The organism is Extensimonas soli, from assembly GCF_029211265.1.
Lineage (GTDB): Bacteria > Pseudomonadota > Gammaproteobacteria > Burkholderiales > Burkholderiaceae_C > Extensimonas > Extensimonas soli.
In genome coordinates this window covers 98380-113964 of sequence record NZ_JARGEL010000008.1, presented here as the reverse complement: position 1 = coordinate 113964, position 15585 = coordinate 98380, and the positions used below count along the sequence as shown (strand labels likewise).

Annotated in this window: 18 protein-coding genes and 1 tRNA gene; 8 read left to right on the top strand and 11 right to left on the bottom strand. The window is 66.7% G+C overall.

The features are described 5' to 3' along the window. Positions 1 to 76: 76 nt before the first annotated feature. The 9 genes from PYV55_RS02105 to PYV55_RS02065 form a co-directional block, all read right to left on the bottom strand. Entirely contained in the window at positions 77 to 853 is a 777-nt protein-coding gene (locus tag PYV55_RS02105; RefSeq protein WP_275848826.1) for a pyridoxine 5'-phosphate synthase, read from the bottom strand. A 75-nt stretch (positions 854 to 928) separates the two neighbouring features. Further along, positions 929 to 1696 carry a DNA repair protein RecO gene (recO, locus tag PYV55_RS02100; protein ID WP_275848824.1) on the bottom strand — a complete coding sequence of 256 codons (768 nt, stop codon included), beginning with the start codon at positions 1694 to 1696 and terminating at the stop codon, positions 929 to 931. Between the two features lie 61 nt (positions 1697 to 1757). Beyond that, positions 1758 to 2900 (bottom strand): GTPase Era, encoded by a 1143-nt coding sequence (gene era, locus PYV55_RS02095; protein ID WP_407066750.1) that lies wholly within the window; start codon positions 2898 to 2900, stop codon positions 1758 to 1760. After that, a complete protein-coding gene (rnc, locus tag PYV55_RS02090) occupies positions 2897 to 3580 on the bottom strand; it encodes a ribonuclease III (RefSeq protein WP_275848822.1) in 684 nt (227 codons plus the stop codon). The genes era and rnc overlap by 4 nt, the downstream gene beginning before the upstream one ends. Before the next feature lie 9 nt (positions 3581 to 3589). Next, positions 3590 to 3967: a DUF4845 domain-containing protein gene (locus PYV55_RS02085; RefSeq protein ID WP_275848819.1), complete on the bottom strand. Its 378-nt coding sequence runs from the start codon at positions 3965 to 3967 to the stop codon at positions 3590 to 3592. A 34-nt stretch (positions 3968 to 4001) separates the two neighbouring features. Beyond that, positions 4002 to 4976: a signal peptidase I gene (gene lepB, locus PYV55_RS02080; RefSeq protein WP_275848817.1), complete on the bottom strand. Its 975-nt coding sequence runs from the start codon at positions 4974 to 4976 to the stop codon at positions 4002 to 4004. Then, a complete protein-coding gene (lepA, locus tag PYV55_RS02075) occupies positions 4976 to 6784 on the bottom strand; it encodes a translation elongation factor 4 (protein WP_275848815.1) in 1809 nt (602 codons plus the stop codon). Before lepA ends, lepB begins: the two co-directional genes overlap by 1 nt. A gap of 152 nt (positions 6785 to 6936) precedes the next feature. Then, positions 6937 to 8406 (bottom strand): DegQ family serine endoprotease, encoded by a 1470-nt coding sequence (locus PYV55_RS02070; RefSeq protein WP_275848813.1) that lies wholly within the window; start codon positions 8404 to 8406, stop codon positions 6937 to 6939. Positions 8407 to 8565: 159 nt separating this feature from the next. Further along, on the bottom strand, positions 8566 to 9492 hold the full coding sequence (locus tag PYV55_RS02065) for a DHH family phosphoesterase (protein WP_275848811.1): 927 nt from the start codon (positions 9490 to 9492) through the stop codon (positions 8566 to 8568). Between the two features lie 110 nt (positions 9493 to 9602). On the opposite strand from PYV55_RS02065, the gene PYV55_RS02060 reads away from it, so the two are divergent. From PYV55_RS02060 to ureC, 5 genes are all read left to right on the top strand, one after another. Next, positions 9603 to 9690: transfer RNA gene (locus PYV55_RS02060), tRNA-Ser, on the top strand. Positions 9691 to 10068: 378 nt separating this feature from the next. Next, positions 10069 to 10371, top strand: a complete 303-nt coding sequence (gene ureA / locus PYV55_RS02055) for an urease subunit gamma (RefSeq protein ID WP_275848809.1) — start codon at positions 10069 to 10071, stop codon at positions 10369 to 10371. 30 nt (positions 10372 to 10401) lie between these two features. After that, positions 10402 to 10587, top strand: coding sequence for a hypothetical protein (locus PYV55_RS02050; protein WP_275848807.1), 186 nt, complete (start codon positions 10402 to 10404; stop codon positions 10585 to 10587). 32 nt (positions 10588 to 10619) lie between these two features. Beyond that, the gene (locus tag PYV55_RS02045) at positions 10620 to 10925 is read left to right on the top strand and encodes an urease subunit beta (protein WP_114482710.1); all 306 of its coding nucleotides are present in this window, start codon (positions 10620 to 10622) and stop codon (positions 10923 to 10925) included. Positions 10926 to 11017: 92 nt separating this feature from the next. Continuing rightward, a complete protein-coding gene (ureC, locus tag PYV55_RS02040) occupies positions 11018 to 12787 on the top strand; it encodes an urease subunit alpha (protein WP_275848802.1) in 1770 nt (589 codons plus the stop codon). Between the two features lie 34 nt (positions 12788 to 12821). Here ureC and PYV55_RS02035 read toward each other — a convergent pair whose 3' ends face one another. Together PYV55_RS02035 and PYV55_RS02030 are read right to left on the bottom strand one after the other, a co-directional pair. Further along, the gene (locus PYV55_RS02035) at positions 12822 to 13100 is read right to left on the bottom strand and encodes a Txe/YoeB family addiction module toxin (protein WP_275848800.1); all 279 of its coding nucleotides are present in this window, start codon (positions 13098 to 13100) and stop codon (positions 12822 to 12824) included. Beyond that, positions 13084 to 13368: a type II toxin-antitoxin system Phd/YefM family antitoxin gene (locus PYV55_RS02030; RefSeq protein WP_275848798.1), complete on the bottom strand. Its 285-nt coding sequence runs from the start codon at positions 13366 to 13368 to the stop codon at positions 13084 to 13086. Before PYV55_RS02030 ends, PYV55_RS02035 begins: the two co-directional genes overlap by 17 nt. Before the next feature lie 120 nt (positions 13369 to 13488). On the opposite strand from PYV55_RS02030, the gene ureE reads away from it, so the two are divergent. The 3 genes from ureE to ureG are packed head-to-tail and all read left to right on the top strand — an operon-like array spanning position 13489 to position 15510. Beyond that, the gene (gene ureE, locus PYV55_RS02025; RefSeq protein WP_275848796.1) at positions 13489 to 14067 is read left to right on the top strand and encodes an urease accessory protein UreE; all 579 of its coding nucleotides are present in this window, start codon (positions 13489 to 13491) and stop codon (positions 14065 to 14067) included. Further along, positions 14057 to 14836, top strand: a complete 780-nt coding sequence (locus PYV55_RS02020) for an urease accessory protein UreF (protein WP_275848904.1) — start codon at positions 14057 to 14059, stop codon at positions 14834 to 14836. Before ureE ends, PYV55_RS02020 begins: the two co-directional genes overlap by 11 nt. Continuing rightward, complete coding sequence (gene ureG / locus PYV55_RS02015) at positions 14833 to 15510, top strand: urease accessory protein UreG (protein WP_275848794.1); 678 nt, start codon at positions 14833 to 14835, stop codon at positions 15508 to 15510. The genes PYV55_RS02020 and ureG overlap by 4 nt, the downstream gene beginning before the upstream one ends. Positions 15511 to 15585: the final 75 nt, after the last annotated feature.

Sequence of the window (15585 nt, the reverse complement as noted above, 5' to 3'; positions counted from 1 at the left end):
GAGCACGGCGCATCTTAGCGGCAAAACGTCACGAGATTTACGTAAAAAATACGCCCCAACGCAATCTGCCGCAGGATCAGGCGCTGCGGCCGTGCGCCGTGTCCATGCAGCGCAGATAGGCCTGCACCGTGGCGCCGTAGCCGAGTTCGAGCGCGTCGGCGATCAGCGCATGCCCTATGGAGACTTCGGCCACGCCGGGCACTGCGCGCAGAAAGTCGCCGAGGTTGTCGCGGTTCAGGTCGTGGCCTGCGTTCACCTGCAGCCCGGCGGCGTGCGCGGCCTCGGCGGCGGCGCGGTAGCGCGCGAGTTGCTGCGCGCGCGCGGCGGGGTCGTTCCAGGCGGCGGCGTAGGGCTCGGTGTAGAGCTCGACGCGGTCGGCGCCCACGGCACGCGCCGCGGCCATGGCCTGCGGCACCGGGTCCATGAACAGGCTCACGCGCACGCCCAGGTCGCGGCACTCGGCCACGAGCGGCGCGAGCCGCGCGGCGTCCTGCGGCAAGCTCCAGCCGTGGTCGCTCGTGAACTGGTCTTCGCTGTCGGGCACGAAGGTGGCCTGGCTGGGGCGCACGCTGCGGATGAAGTCCATCAGGTTCTGCGTGGGGTTGCCCTCGATGTTGAACTCGCGCCCGGGCCAGTCGCGCAGCAGCGCCGCAAGCTCGTACACGTCGTGCGCGCGGATGTGGCGCCCGTCGGGGCGCGGGTGCACGGTGATGCCGTGCGCGCCGGCCTGCAGGCACAGCTGGGCCGCGCGCGTGACGCTCGGGATGCCCAGATGGCGCGTGTTGCGCAGCAGGGCGACTTTGTTGACGTTGACCGACAAGGCGGTGTGCGGCAGTGCGGCGGCAGAAGGCATGGAAGGCAAGTCGAGGGAGCGAAAACGGGTGGACGGAACAGCGAAGGACGGAAAGGGTGACTACGCTCGAAGCGCTCACAGCGCCTGCAAGTCGCGCAGCAGCTGGCGCGTGCGCAGGGGCGGCTGGCCGCAATGGTATTGCAGCAGCGTGCGCAGCTGGACTTTGAGCTCGCCCGCCATGTCGGCGCAGGCGCGCAAGGTGGCGGCAAAGCGCGCGCGCGGCGTAGGTTCGTCGAGCGCGCGCTGCAGCACCAGCCACTGCGCGCCCGCAAGGCTCGCGCGCTCCTGCGCGCCGGCCATACGCAGGCCGCCTTCGGGCACCAGAGCGTAGCGCTCTTGCAGCTGCAGCGGCTGCAGCGTGAGTGTCTGCACGTCCAGGCTGGGCAGCAGGCCGATTTCACGCAGCAGCAGCAGCTCGAAGCTGCGCAGCACCGGTTCGAGCGCCTCGCCTTGCGCCGTGGCAAGCACGGCCACGGTGCCCGCGTAGGCGTCGAACAGCACCGGGTGCGGGTCGGCGCGCGCGAGCAGGCGCAGCAGCAGCTCGTTGAGGTACAGGCCCGCGAGCAGCGCGTCGCCCGTGGGCATCACGTGCCCGCCCTGCCATTCGGCGCCCTTGAGCGTGTGCAAGTCGGCGTCGGCGTTTGCCGCGGGGGTGTAGCTGAGCTGCAGCGGCTGCAGCGGCAGCAGCACGGGGCGAAAGTTGGAGCTGGGCTTTTTGGCGCCCTTGGCCACCAGCGCCACGCGGCCCTGGTGGCGGCAAAAGGCTTCGACGATCAGGCTCGATTCGCTCCAGGCGTAGCTGTGCAGCACGAAGGCCGGTTCATGGCTGATGCGCGTGACCACAACGACTTCAGCGCAGGGAAACGACGAAAAGGCCGTGAAAAAACAAAGCGCCCGGGAGCATTCATTCGTAGCCGAACGAGCGCACGCGCGCCTCGTCGTCGGCCCAGCCCGAACGCACCTTGACCCAGAGTTCGAGGAACACCTTGGCGCCGAGAAGCTTTTCGAGCTCCTGGCGCGCCTCGGTGCCTATGCGCTTGAGGCGCTCGCCCTTTTCGCCAATGACCATGGCCTTGTGGCTCTCGCGCTCGACGACGATGGTCGCGGCGATGCGCAGCATGCGCGCGTGCTGGCGGCTTTGCTCCTCGTCGAACTTGTCGATGAGCACCGTGGAGGTGTAGGGCAGCTCGTCGCCCGTGAAGCGAAACAGCTTTTCGCGCACGATCTCGCCCGCGAGGAACTTTTCGCTGCGGTCGGTGAGTTCGTCTTCGGCGTACCACCAGGACTGCTCTGGCAGGTAGCGCGCGCAGATGCCGAGCAGGCGTTCGATTTCACCCTTGTTCTTGGCCGACATGGGCACGAATTCAGCGAACGGGTGGCGCTCCTGCATGCTGCGCAGCCAGGGCGCGATCTCGGCGCGGCGCTGCACCAAATCGAGCTTGTTGGCCACGAGCAGCACGGGAATGCCGGGCTGCAGCAGCGACAACACCTTGGCGTCGGCCAGCGTGAAGTTGCCCGCCTCGACCACGAACAAAATCAGGTCCACGTCGCCGATCGCGCCGAGCACGGTTTTGTTGAGCGACTTGTTGAGTGCCGTGGCGTGGCGCGTCTGAAAGCCCGGCGTATCCACGAACACGAACTGCGTGCCGCCGCCCTGCCCGTCGGCCAGCGTGCGTATGCCCGTGATGCGGTGGCGCGTGGTCTGCGCCTTGCGGCTGGTGATGCTGACCTTCTGGCCCACGAGCGCGTTGAGCAGCGTGGACTTACCCACGTTGGGCTTGCCGACGATGGCGATCAGGCCGCAGCGCTGGCGGCCTGGGGCGGCATCCGCGGCGCTTTCCAAATGCAACGGCGCGCCCGGCGCTGCGTCCGGCGGCTCCTGCGTGGCGGGCGGGGGCTCGGCGGCATCCTGCGCCTTGCCGTGCAGCGCAGCGGCGAGCATGGCGTCGAGCTCAGCCTGCGTTTGCGCCGGTTTTTCAGGGTCTTTTTGGCTTCTAGCGCCCGCACCATCAGCGTGAGCAGCTATCTTTGATGAAGCATCTTTCATGGTTTTTTCGCTTTCAGCGTCTGCAGCATGGCCGCCGCCGCGGCCTGCTCTGCGGCGCGGCGCGAAGCGCCGCTGCCGCGCGCGCGCAGGTCCAGCGCCGCAATGCGGCATTCCACCTCGAAACTCTGGCGGTGCGCGGCGCCCGCCGTGCCCACCACTTCGTAGAGCGGCACGTTCATTTTGCGGCCCTGCAGCCACTCCTGCAAGGCAGTCTTGGCGTCCTTGGCGGCCGCCTGCATCTGCGGCGTGATCTCCACGCCCTCGTACAGGCGCCGCACCAGCACCTGCGCACGCTCGTAGCCGGCGTCGAGGTACACGGCGCCAATCAGCGCCTCGAGCGCATCGGCCAGGATCGAAGGGCGCCGCAGCCCGCCGGACTTGAGCTCGCCCTCGCCCAGGCGCAGCACCTCGGGCAGGCGCAGGCGCAGCGCGATCTGGTGCAGCGTCTCCTGGCGCACGAGGTTGGCGCGCACGCGCGAGAGGTCGCCCTCGGGCAGGCGCGCCAGGCGCTCGTACAGCAGGCTGGAGACGGCCAGATTGAGCACCGAATCGCCCAGGAACTCGAGGCGCTCGTTGTGGTCGGACGAAAAACTGCGGTGCGTGACCGCGCGCTGCAGCAGGCGCGGGTCGGCAAACACATGCTGCAGGCGCTGCTGCAACTCGGCGAGAGAAGCTTGCACTGCGCTCTGTCACTCCCCTGCCGAGGGTCGGGTTTGCGCTTCGAAGCGGTACACCAGGTACGCCGGCCCAGCTATGTGGATTTCACGCGAATACTTGAACGACACCTTCACCTTGTCATCGACCTTGGTGATTTCGAGGTCCGAGCCCTTGATGGCGTTGATGTCGTCGATCGCAGCGGCCCGGTCGAAGGCCGCGCGCACGCCCGCCACCGTGCCTTCGTTCCTGGCTTTTTCGATCGCCTTCTTGGCCGCCACGTATTCGAGGAAGATGGGCACCGACTGGCTGCCGATGGCAAACGCCACGACGATGAACAGCACCAGCACGATCAAACCAAAAAAAGTGATTCCACGCTGGCGGTACGGGCGCTGGGCGCTATGCAATTTCATACACCTTCCCTTCATGTCAATGTGTGCAAGTCGGTCAATCAAATGCGCCTATGCGCTTGGGGCTGCTGAAGTTCATCCAGATGAGCACGGCCTTGCCCACGATGTTCGCCTCGGGCACGAAGCCCCAGTAGCGCGAATCGAGCGAATTATCGCGGTTGTCACCCATCATGAAGTAATGCCCGGCGGGCACCTTGCAGACCACGCCCTCGATGCTGTAGCGGCAGTTGTCACGGTAGGCAAACTGGCTCGCGCCCTGCACGAAGGCCGGCACCTCGGGGTTGTTGAGCAGGCGGTGCGGGCGCGCGCCCAACTGTTCCTCGAACTGCGGAAAGTAGCGCATCGCATCCGCGTCGAAAAAATCGGGCAGCGGCGCGGTCTTGATGGGCTGACCGTTGATGGTCAGGCGCTTGTTCAGGTACGCCACCTCGTCACCCGGCACACCGACCACGCGCTTGATGTACGCCAGGCTGGGCTTGGGCGGGTAGCGGAACACCATCACGTCGCCGCGCTGCGGCGCCGTGCCCCGCGTGAGGCGCGTGTGCGCCACGGGCAGGCGCACGCCGTAGGTGTATTTGTTGACCAGAATCAGATCGCCCACGAGCAGCGTCGGGATCATCGAGCCCGAGGGAATCTTGAAGGGCTCGAACAAAAACGAGCGCAGCAAAAACACCACCGCGATGACCGGAAACAGCCCCGCCGTCCAGTCGAGCCACCAAGGCTGGCGCAGCAGCTTGCGCTGGGTTTCCTCGACCTCGATATCCACCTTTTCGATGCCCAGGCGGTCGAGCTCGGCACGGCGCTGCGCGGCAGCAGCGGCGACGGCCTGCGCGGCGCGGCGGCGGCGCGGCAGAAAGTAAAAGCGCTCGGCCAGCCAGTACGCCGCCGTGAGCACCGTGGCCAGGAAGAGCAGCAGCTCGAAGTCGCCCTCCAGGGCGCCGAAGTACCAGGCGCCGATGTAGCCGGCAAAGGCCGCGAGCACGAGGGCGGTGAGTGTTTGCATGAACGGCATCAGTCTTCCACCTGCAAAATGGCCAGGAAAGCCTCTTGGGGCACTTCTACCGATCCGATCTGTTTCATGCGTTTCTTGCCTGCTTTTTGTTTCTCGAGAAGCTTGCGCTTGCGCGTGATGTCGCCGCCGTAGCATTTTGCCAGCACGTTCTTGCGCAGCGCCTTGACGGTTTCGCGCGCGATGATGTTCGTGCCAATGGCCGCCTGGATGGCCACGTCGAACTGCTGGCGGCTGATGATCTCGCGCATCTTCGCCACCACGGCGCGCCCGCGGAACTGCGCCTGCGAGCGGTGCACGATGATGGAGAGCGCATCGACGCGCTCGCCGTTGAGCAGGATGTCGACCTTGACCACGTCCGAGGGCCGGTATTCCTTGAACTCGTAGTCCATGCTCGCGTAGCCGCGGCTCACGGATTTGAGCTTGTCGAAGAAGTCGAGCACGATCTCGCCCAGCGGCATCTCGTAGGTCAGCATCACCTGGCGGCCGTGGTAAGCCATGTTGATCTGCACGCCGCGCTTTTGGTTCGCGAGCGTCATCACGGGCCCCACGTAGTCCTGCGGCATGTACAGGTGCACGGTGACGATGGGCTCGCGGATTTCGCGGATCTGGCCCTGCTCGGGCATTTTCGAGGGGTTCTCGACCATGAGGACTTCACCGTCGCCCCGCACCACCTGATAGACCACGCTGGGCGCGGTGGTGATGAGGTCCTGGTCGAACTCGCGCTCGAGGCGCTCCTGCACGATCTCCATGTGCAGCAGGCCCAGAAAACCGCAGCGAAAGCCAAAACCCAGCGCCTGCGACACCTCGGGCTCGTACTGCAGCGCGGCGTCGTTGAGCTGCAGCTTTTCGAGCGCATCGCGCAGCGCGTCGTATTCGGACGCCTCGGTCGGGTACAGGCCCGCGAACACCTGCGGCTTGACCTCTTTGAAGCCCGGCAGCGGCTGCTCGGCCGGGCCGGCGTTGTTGGGCAGCTTTTTTTCGAGCGTGATGGTGTCGCCCACGCGCGCGGCCTTGAGCTCCTTGATGCCCGCGATCACGTAGCCCACCTCACCGGCCTTGAGCGCCTCGCGCGGCTGGTTCGCGGGCGTGAACACGCCCAGGCTGTTCGCCTCGTACACCGCGCCCGTGGCCATGAGCTTGATGCGCTCGCCCTTTTTGAGCTCGCCATCGACCACGCGCACGAGCATCACCACGCCCACGTAGCTGTCGAACCAGCTGTCGATGATCATCGCGCGCAGCGGGCCATCGGGTTTGCCGCGCGGCGGCGGCACCTTGGCGATGATGGCTTCGAGAATCTCGTCTATGCCCATGCCGGTCTTGGCCGAGCACGGAATGGCCTCGGAGGCGTCTATGCCGATCACATCCTCGATCTCTTCCTTGGCGCGCTCGGGGTCGGCCTGCGGCAGGTCCATCTTGTTGAGCACGGGCAGCACTTCCACGCCCAAGTCGAGCGCGGTGTAGCAGTTGGCCACGGTCTGCGCCTCCACACCCTGCGAGGCATCGACGACCAGCAGCGCGCCCTCGCAGGCCGAGAGCGAGCGGCTCACCTCATAGGAAAAGTCCACATGGCCGGGCGTGTCGATCAGGTTCAGCTGATAGAGCTGCCCGTCGCGCGCCTGGTATTGCAGCGCCGCGGTCTGCGCCTTGATGGTGATGCCGCGCTCTTTTTCGATGTCCATCGAATCGAGCACCTGCTCGCTCATCTCGCGCTCGGACAGGCCGCCGCAGCGCGAAATCAGCCGGTCGGCCAGCGTCGATTTGCCGTGGTCTATGTGCGCGATGATGGAAAAATTGCGAATGTGGTTCATCGAGAAATGCAAGAAAAAAGGCGCGTCCGGTGCGGCGCGCCCTGAACTGCCCCTTTTTATGAGAGGCGCCGCATTTTAGGCCAGCAGCGCCCCAGCCCGACACCCCAGCCCGGCAATCTACGGCCCAAAGGCGCCGGCCCGGTGCTCCTGACTCACTTCGCCGGGCGGATCAAGGTGTATTGCACCCACTCGCCGCGGCGGAACAGCACGTTCAGCGGCTTGCCTTTGTCGGCACGCGCGAGCGCAGCCTCGAAGTCCTTCACGCTCGCAATCTCGACGTTGGCGAGCGCCAGGATGATGTCGCCCTCGCGCAAGCCCGCGCGCGCCGCCGGGCCCACGGCCTGGGTCACGAGCACGCCGCCACGCAGCTTGAGTTCCTTTTTCTGCGCCTCGGTCAGCGGTCGTACCGCAAGGCCCAGTTGCTGCGCCGCGGACGAAGGCTTGTCTTCGCGCTCGCCCGCCTTGGCCACGGGCTCGTCGGGCTCGACCTCGGCCACGAGCACGGACAAGTCCCTGGTCTTGCCGCGGCGGAACACTGTGATCGTGCTGCGCGTGCCCGGCTTGGTGCTGCCCACGAGGCGCGGCAGGTCGCTGACTTTATCGATCACCTTGCCATCGAAGCGCGTGATGATGTCGCCCGGCTCCATACCGGCCTTGTCCGCGGGCGAGCCTGCTTCCACACCCGTGACCAGCGCACCCATGGGCTTGCCCAAACCTATCGACTCGGCCACGTCCTTGGACACCGGCCCGATCTGCACGCCAATGCGTCCGCGGATCACGCGCCCCGTGGCGCGCAGCTGCTCGCTCACGCGCATGGCCTCGTCGATCGGGATGGCAAACGAAATGCCCATGTAGCCGCCCGAGCGCGAATAAATCTGGCTGTTGATGCCCACGACCTCGCCGCGCATGTTGATGAGCGGCCCGCCCGAATTGCCGGGATTGATGGCCACGTCGGTCTGGATGAAGGGCACATAGTCGCCCGTGTCGCGCTGCTTGGCGCTCACGATGCCGGCGGTGACCGAGTTTTCGAGCCCGAAGGGCGAGCCGATCGCGATCACCCACTCGCCGACCTTGATACGGCCCACGTCACCGATCTTCACCGCCGGCAGGCCCGTGGCGTTGATCTTGACCAGGGCGACGTCGGTGCGCTTGTCGCTGCCGATGATCCTGGCCTTGAACTCGCGCTTGTCGGTCAGCGTGACGATGACCTCGTCCGCGCCCTCGACCACGTGCGCGTTCGTCATCACGTAGCCGTCCGAAGTCAGGATGAAGCCCGAGCCCAGGCCCACGGGCTGTTCTTCCTGCGGCTGCGGGCGCTGCGGCTTTTGCTGGCGCGGCGCGTTCGGGACCGGAAAGCCGAAGCGGCGCAAAAATTCGAGCATGTCCTCGTCCATGCCCTCCATGGCCACGTTCGACCCCGGCGACACCCGCTCCAAGGTGCGGATGTTGACCACCGACGGGCCTACCTGCTCGACCAGATCGGTGAAGTCCGGCAAGGCGCGCACTGCCGCCCCCGGCTGCGCCTGCGCCGCGTTCACCGGCACGAACAAACCGGCGCCAGCGCCAGCGAACACGGCCACCAGGGCCAGGGCGGAAAACTTTTTCCAAAGTGTCGGGAACATCGTGAACCTTCTTTCTTGTGTCCTCGGTAGGCGATTGGACGAACGAAAAACCATTGAGGCTAATGAGAGCGGTATCCAGCGCAGAGGTTCCGCCCTGGCGCGTGACGAGGCAACCCACCAAGCGCTGCGCCAACCCATTTCGGTGACGCAGCGCTGATTTCAACCCGTAATGGACTTGGCCTCGAAACGCCCGCTGAGCAACTCCGGCAGCCGCTCCACGCCCATGCGAAAGCCGCAAGCCTGCGCGTGGCCGCCGCCGCCCATGCTCTCGGCCAGCGGGATGCAGTCGAAGTTGCGCTGCGAACGCAAGCCCACCTTCACGCCCTTGTCGCCCGCGCTCCACAGCAGCGCAAAAGTCTGCGAGCGCGCCGACAGCATGTCGCCCACGAGGCTGTGGAACATGCCGGGCGCGTTCACCATCAGCCCCGCGATGCCGTTGAACACCAGCGGCTGCGCGCCCTCGGCCAGGTCGGCTGCGAGCTTGCGGAATTTTTCGTCCATGGCAGCACCGCGCGCCGTGAAGGCCGCGATCTGCTCGGGCGTAAACGCGGCAATCTCCTGCCAGCGTGCAAAGTCCTGCGGCTCGAGGTCGAGCGCCGCAAGAAAGGCCGCGCTCTCGGGAAACTCCCACTTCCAGATGTCGCGATCCTCGATGTAGCGCACCAGCGCCGGCACGGGCACCTGTGGCTGGAAAAACTCCCACGCCAGGCGTGCGCCGGACTTGTGCAGATCAAAATGCAGCACGCCGCAGCGGCACACATAGCCGCGCAGCTGCTCGGCGGCGCTCTTGTGGTGGTCGAGCAAGACAAGCCGCGCCGCGCGCTCCTCGATCGCCGCGATCAGCTCAGGCGCAAACGCAAAATCGAGCACATAGACGGCGCGCCCCTCGAGAGGCGGCAAGTCCTGCACCGAGCGCACATCCCCATGATCGAGCCCCAGAAACTCGGCCCGCGCGCCATAAAACCGCCAGGCCGCAAGCGCCGCCGCAAAGCCATCGGGGCAGCGCCGCCCGTGGTAGATGATCAAGGGCCGCGGATCGTTCACATCCGGGGAGACGGGCAATTGCAAAACGGCAGTGTTGTTCATGGCACCGATTGTCGGGCAGATCGGCTGTCCCTGCGGCCTGCCCACCCACCCGGGCACAGTAGAATCGCCGCCTCACTCACTCCATGGGCGAGTGGCCGATGGAACAGCAAGGAAGCGTGGCAGAGTGGTCGATTGCACCGGTCTTGAAAACCGGCAACGGGCAACCGTTCGTGAGTTCGAATCTCACCGCTTCCGCCAGAAAAGCACTCCGCTATCTGGCCCCGTGCGTTCAAGGGACGGCGGATGAACGACGCCGCACACTTGATCGTGTTTCTCCATCCCGCAAACACCCTGGACTCTGCACCAAATTTGGGCATATCCAAGCACTTGCCCACCAAAAATCACCGCCGCAGTGCATCCACCGGGCAATGCCTGCGTATCCCGCATCGGCATGAAGCGCAACCGCATCGTCGCGTCTGCGGCTCCGAGCAACGCAAAAGGCCGCGGCATCAAAACCATGCTCGCCCCACACTCCGGCGACCCTTCGCAACTGTGCCGGGCACGCCGCTTGCTGGAATTGCAACAGAACGACACCTGCCCCACCGGTATTGGCCTCGCAGGCCGCGAACCTCGACCATGGAACTCACCCCGCGCGAAAAAGACAAGCTGCTGCTCTTCACCGCCGCCTTGCTGGCCGAGCGGCGCAAGGCGCGTGGCCTCAAACTCAACTACCCCGAGGCCGTGGCCTACATCAGCGCCGCCGTGATGGAAGGTGCGCGCGACGGCAAGACCGTGGCCCAGCTCATGAGCGAGGGCCGCGGCCTGCTGACGCGCGCGGACGTCATGGACGGCATCGCCGAGATGATCCCCGACATCCAGGTCGAAGCCACCTTCCCTGACGGCACCAAGCTCGTCACGGTGCACCAGCCCATCCTCTGAAGCCTCGCCAGCCCACCTCGAAAGACCGCCATGTCTTTGCACAAAACTCCCAAATCGATAGCTGCTTGCGCTGCTCTGGCAAGCGCTGGGGCCGCTTTTGCCCATGAAGGCCACGGCCTGTTCGGCCCCCATTGGCACGCCACCGACGTGTGGGGCTTCGTGGCGCTGGCACTCGTGGTCGGTGCGGCGCTGTGGTGGCACCGTGGGGGCAAGTGAGCCCGCAAGTGAACCCGGACGCAGGAGCGCACATGATCCCCGGCGAAATCCTCCCCGCCCCTGGCGAACACGTGCTCAACCCCGGCCGGCGCACATGCACCGTGGTGGTGCGCAACGCGGGCGACCGGCCCATCCAGGTGGGCTCGCACTACCACTTTGCCGAAACCAACGCCGCGCTGCAGTTCGACCGCGCCGCCGCGCGCGGCATGCGGCTGAACATCGCGAGCGGCACGGCGGTGCGCTTCGAGCCGGGCCAGCAGCGCACCGTGGAGCTCGTCGAATACGCGGGCGCGCGTCAGGTGTATGGCTTTCGCGGCCTGGTGCAAGGGGCGCTGTGAGCGCCCACAATTTCAAGCCAAATCAGCACTTTGCCAAGAATAGACAAGCACAAGCAGCTATCAAAACATAAGCACATTACGGAGCAAACCCCATGGCCACCCTGGAGCGACGCGCGTATGCCGAGATGTTCGGCCCCACCGTGGGCGACCGCCTGCGCCTGGCCGACACCGACCTGATCGTCGAAGTCGAGGCCGACTACACGCTGCGCGCGGGCGGCTACGGCGAAGAGGTCAAGTTCGGCGGCGGCAAGACCATCCGCGACGGCATGGCGCAAAGCCAGCGCACACGCGCCGGCGCGGGCCGCGGCCCCGAGGCCGGCGGCGCCGTGGACACGGTGCTGACCAACGCGCTCATCCTCGACCACTGGGGCATCGTCAAGGCCGACATCGGCCTGCGCGGCGGGCGCATCGCGGCCATAGGCAAGGCCGGCAACCCCGACGTGCAGCCGGGCGTGGACATCGTCATCGGCCCGGGCACCGAAATCATCGCCTGCGAGGGCTGCATCGTCACCGCGGGCGGCATGGACAGCCACATCCACTTCATCTGCCCGCAGCAGGTCGAAGAGGCGCTCGCCAGCGGCATCACCACCATGGTGGGCGGCGGCACGGGCCCGGCCACGGGCACTTTTGCCACCACCTGCACGCCCGGCCCCTGGCACATCGAGCGCATGCTGCAGGCAGCCGACGCCCTGCCGATGAACCTGGGCTTTCTGGGCAAAGGCAACGCGAGCCTGCCCGGCGCGCTGCGCGAGCAGATCGATGCAGGCGCGATCGGCTTGAAGCTGCACGAAGACTGGGGCACCACGCCCGCGGCCATAGACTGCTGCCTGGGCGTGGCCGAGGAAACCGACACGCAAGTCGCGATCCACACCGACACGCTCAACGAAAGCGGCTTTGTCGAAGACACCGTGGCCGCGTTCAAGGGCCGCACCATCCACACCTTTCACACCGAAGGCGCGGGCGGCGGCCACGCGCCCGACATCCTGAAAGTGGTGGGCGAGGCCAACGTGCTGCCCTCCTCGACCAACCCCACGCGCCCCTACACCGTGAACACGCTCGACGAGCACGTGGACATGCTCATGGTCTGCCACCACCTCGACCCGGCCATCGCCGAAGACCTGGCCTTTGCCGAGAGCCGCATTCGCAAGGAAACCATCGCCGCCGAGGACATCCTGCACGACCTGGGCGCCATCAGCATGATGAGCAGCGACAGCCAGGCCATGGGCCGCGTGGGCGAAGTCATCCTGCGCACCTGGCAGACCGCGCACAAGATGAAGCAGCAGCGCGGCTGGCTCGCGCCGCCGCCCGAGCGCGCCGAGCCCGTCGAACGCGATGCACGCAACGACAACTTCCGCGTCAAGCGCTATCTCGCCAAATACACCATCAACCCGGCGCTCGCGCACGGCATGGCGCACGAAGTCGGCTCCGTCGAAGCCGGCAAATGGGCCGACCTGGTGGTCTGGAAGCCCATCTTCTTCGGCGTCAAGCCCGCGCTCGTGCTCAAGGGCGGCAGCATCGCCATGGCCGCCATGGGCGACCCCAACGCCTCCATCCCCACGCCGCAGCCCGTGCACTACCGCCCCATGTTCGGCGCCTTGGGCGGCGCGCTCGCGCGCAGCTCGCTCACCTTCGTCTCGCAGGCCGCGCTCGCCGCCGGCATAGGCGCACGCTACGGCCTTGCCAAGCCGCTCGTGGCCGTGCGCGGCATCCGCGGGCTGCGCAAGGCGCACATGGTGCACAACGCCTGCACCCCACGCATGGAGGTCGATGCCCAAACCTACGCCGTGCGCGCCGACGGCCAGCTACTCACCTGCGAGCCCGCGCACAGCCTGCCGCTGGCGCAGCGGTATTTTTTGTTTTGAGCTGCCGCGCCTCCAGGCACGCGCACGCCAAGCATCAATAGTGGTAGCGCCCTTGCAGAAATTCGATCCTGTCGGCCTTCACCAGATACACGCAGCGGTGCTCCTGCGTGATGCGGCGCGACCAGACGTCCGAACCCAGGTACTTCAAAGGTTCTGGCTTGCCTATGCCCGCGAAAGGATCGCGCAGCGTGGCTTTGACGAGCTCCAGCAAGCGCTTGGCGGTGCGGCGCTCCGTGGTGACCCAATAGCTGAGGTCTTCGAGGAACTCGGGCTGAAATACCGCGACACGCTCCGGCTCAGTTTTGGAGGCCAAACTGCTGCTCCAAGGCTTGCACGCTCGTCGGCGCCACGTCACCCGCGCGTGCCCGCGCGAGGGCATCGAGCAGGCGTTGCGCGTTTTTGGGCGAACGCAGCAGATGCGCCGTCTCCATCAGGCTTTGCAACTCGTCTGCGGCAATCATCGCCACGGCATCGCCCGAACGGCGGCGCACCAGCACGATTTCGCGGTCTTGCAGCGCGCGATCCATCAGCGCCTTGAACTGCCCACGGGCCTGGCTGTAAGTGGTTTCTATGGTCATCATGCCCCCTTTTTTACGTACAGCTTCATTGTACGCAATTGGCATGGTATGCGGACTATGATCCAAGCTGCACAGCCGCATCGACGGGCCGTCGTCCCAACTCACTGCACTGCTCCACCCACCATGCTCACCGTCTCCCGCCTGCTCCCCCAAGGCCAAGGCCTGGCCCCCGTGCTGCTGCGCCGCGCTGCGAGCGTCGCGCTCGACTGGGGCGTGCGCCAGAAAAGCCGCTTTGCCGCGACCGACTCTGCGGGCCGCGCGCTCGCGGTGTTTTTGCCACGCGGCAGCGTGGTGCGCGGCGGCGACGTGCTGGTGGCCGAAGATGGCTCGCTCGTGCGCGTGCTGGCCGCGCCGCAGCCGGTGTTGCGCATCACGCCCTGCCCTGCGCACGGCACACCTTTCGACCTGCTGCGCGCCGCCTACCACCTGGGCAACCGCCACGTGCCCATCGAACTGCGGCCCGACTACCTGCAGATCGAGCCCGACCCGGTGCTGGCCGACATGCTGCGCGCCATGCACCTGATCGTGCAAGAGCGCAGCGAAGCCTTCGAGCCTGAAGCCGGCGCTTATGGCCACGGCGCCGCGCACGCTGCGGGGCACGCCCATTCCCACGACCACGCGCATGGCCATGACCACGCCCATTCCCACGGCCACGGCCAGAATCACGGCGCAGCCCACGCCAACGACGGCCATGCACACTGAGCCTGTCCCGTCGCCCACCCCGCCGCACCTCCAGCCACATACCCCGCGCCGGCTGCGCCAGCGCCCCGCCCCTTTGCCGGCCGCGAGCCTGCTGCAGCTGATCTGGCTGGCCTCGCCCGGGCTGCCCGTAGGCGGCTTTTCGTATTCGGAGGGCCTCGAGAGCGCCGTCGAGCACGGCCTGCTGCCTGACGAGGCCGCCGTGGGCGACTGGCTGCTCGACCAGCTGCACCTGGGCCAGGCGCGCGGCGACCTGGCCGTGCTCGCGCGCGCCGTGGGCGCGTGGCGGCGCGGCGACCTGGCGCAGGTGCGCGCCCTCAACGACTGGGTGCTGCACACGCGGGAAAGCAGCGAGCTGCGCCTGCAAACCGAGCAGATGGGCCGCTCGCTCAGCGAATGGCTGCGCAACCAGCACCCGACCGAGACCACGCCGCCGCACATTACAGAACAAATAGCCGCACTGGCCCAGCTGCCGCCCAGCTACCCCGTGGCCTTTGCGCTGGCCGCGGCGCGCACGCAGGCGCCGGTGCGCGAGATTCTGTGCGCCTACGCCTTCGGCTGGGCCGAGAACATGGTGCAGGCCGCGCTCAAGTCCATGCCGCTGGGGCAAAGCGCGGGCCAGCGCGTCCTGGCGCGCCTGGCCGCCGCGATCCCCGACGCCGCAGCCCACGCCGCCGCGCTGCCCGACGGCGCACGCCAGGCCTTCACACCCATGCTCGCCATCCTCTCGGCGCAGCATGAAACCCAGTATTCACGCCTTTTCCGCTCATGACCGCACTGCACCACATCCCCGGCCGCACCAAAAAACTCCCGCCGCTGCGCATCGGCATAGGCGGCCCCGTGGGCTCGGGCAAGACCACGCTGCTCGAAATGCTGTGCAAAGCCATGCGCACGCGCTACGAGCTCGTGGCCATCACCAACGACATCTACACCAAGGAAGACCAGCGCCTGCTCACCGCGAGCGGCGCGCTGCCGCCCGAGCGCATCCTGGGCGTGGAAACCGGCGGCTGCCCGCACACCGCGATCCGCGAAGACGCCTCGATCAACCTCGAAGCCATAGACCGCATGCTCGGCACCTTTCCCGATGCCGACGTGGTCTTCGTCGAAAGCGGCGGCGACAACCTCGCGGCCACCTTCAGCCCCGAGCTCTCCGACCTCACGATCTACGTGATCGACGTCGCCGCGGGCGAGAAAATCCCGCGCAAAGGCGGCCCCGGCATCACCAAGAGCGACCTGCTCGTGATCAACAAAACCGACCTGGCCCCGCATGTGGGCGCGAGCCTGGCCGTGATGCAGGCCGACACCGAGCGCATGCGCCGCAGCGCGCAGGGGCTCAAGCCCTACGTCTTCACCAACCTCAAAACCCTCGCGGGGCTGGCCGAGGTGGTGGCCTTCATCGAAACCCAGGGGCTGCTGCTGCCCAAGGCTGCGGGCCTTGCGACGTAAAAGATGGCACACACACGCAGCAAACTAACCAAACGTTTGTTCAGCACATGGCCGCTGGGCATACAATGGCGGCCT

Coding starts and splice junctions, on each gene's coding strand:
- era (WP_407066750.1), bottom strand. CDS start 2,900: ATGAAAGATGCTTCATCAAAGATAGCTGCTCACGCTGATGGTGCGGGC.
- lepA (WP_275848815.1), bottom strand. CDS start 6,784: ATGAACCACATTCGCAATTTTTCCATCATCGCGCACATAGACCACGGC.
- lepB (WP_275848817.1), bottom strand. CDS start 4,976: ATGCCGTTCATGCAAACACTCACCGCCCTCGTGCTCGCGGCCTTTGCC.
- PYV55_RS02045 (WP_114482710.1), top strand. CDS start 10,620: ATGATCCCCGGCGAAATCCTCCCCGCCCCTGGCGAACACGTGCTCAAC.
- PYV55_RS02030 (WP_275848798.1), bottom strand. CDS start 13,368: ATGATGACCATAGAAACCACTTACAGCCAGGCCCGTGGGCAGTTCAAG.
- PYV55_RS02085 (WP_275848819.1), bottom strand. CDS start 3,967: ATGAAATTGCATAGCGCCCAGCGCCCGTACCGCCAGCGTGGAATCACT.
- PYV55_RS02070 (WP_275848813.1), bottom strand. CDS start 8,406: ATGTTCCCGACACTTTGGAAAAAGTTTTCCGCCCTGGCCCTGGTGGCC.
- PYV55_RS02050 (WP_275848807.1), top strand. CDS start 10,402: ATGTCTTTGCACAAAACTCCCAAATCGATAGCTGCTTGCGCTGCTCTG.
- PYV55_RS02105 (WP_275848826.1), bottom strand. CDS start 853: ATGCCTTCTGCCGCCGCACTGCCGCACACCGCCTTGTCGGTCAACGTC.
- ureA (WP_275848809.1), top strand. CDS start 10,069: ATGGAACTCACCCCGCGCGAAAAAGACAAGCTGCTGCTCTTCACCGCC.
- ureC (WP_275848802.1), top strand. CDS start 11,018: ATGGCCACCCTGGAGCGACGCGCGTATGCCGAGATGTTCGGCCCCACC.
- ureG (WP_275848794.1), top strand. CDS start 14,833: ATGACCGCACTGCACCACATCCCCGGCCGCACCAAAAAACTCCCGCCG.
- ureE (WP_275848796.1), top strand. CDS start 13,489: ATGCTCACCGTCTCCCGCCTGCTCCCCCAAGGCCAAGGCCTGGCCCCC.
- PYV55_RS02020 (WP_275848904.1), top strand. CDS start 14,057: ATGCACACTGAGCCTGTCCCGTCGCCCACCCCGCCGCACCTCCAGCCA.
- PYV55_RS02065 (WP_275848811.1), bottom strand. CDS start 9,492: ATGAACAACACTGCCGTTTTGCAATTGCCCGTCTCCCCGGATGTGAAC.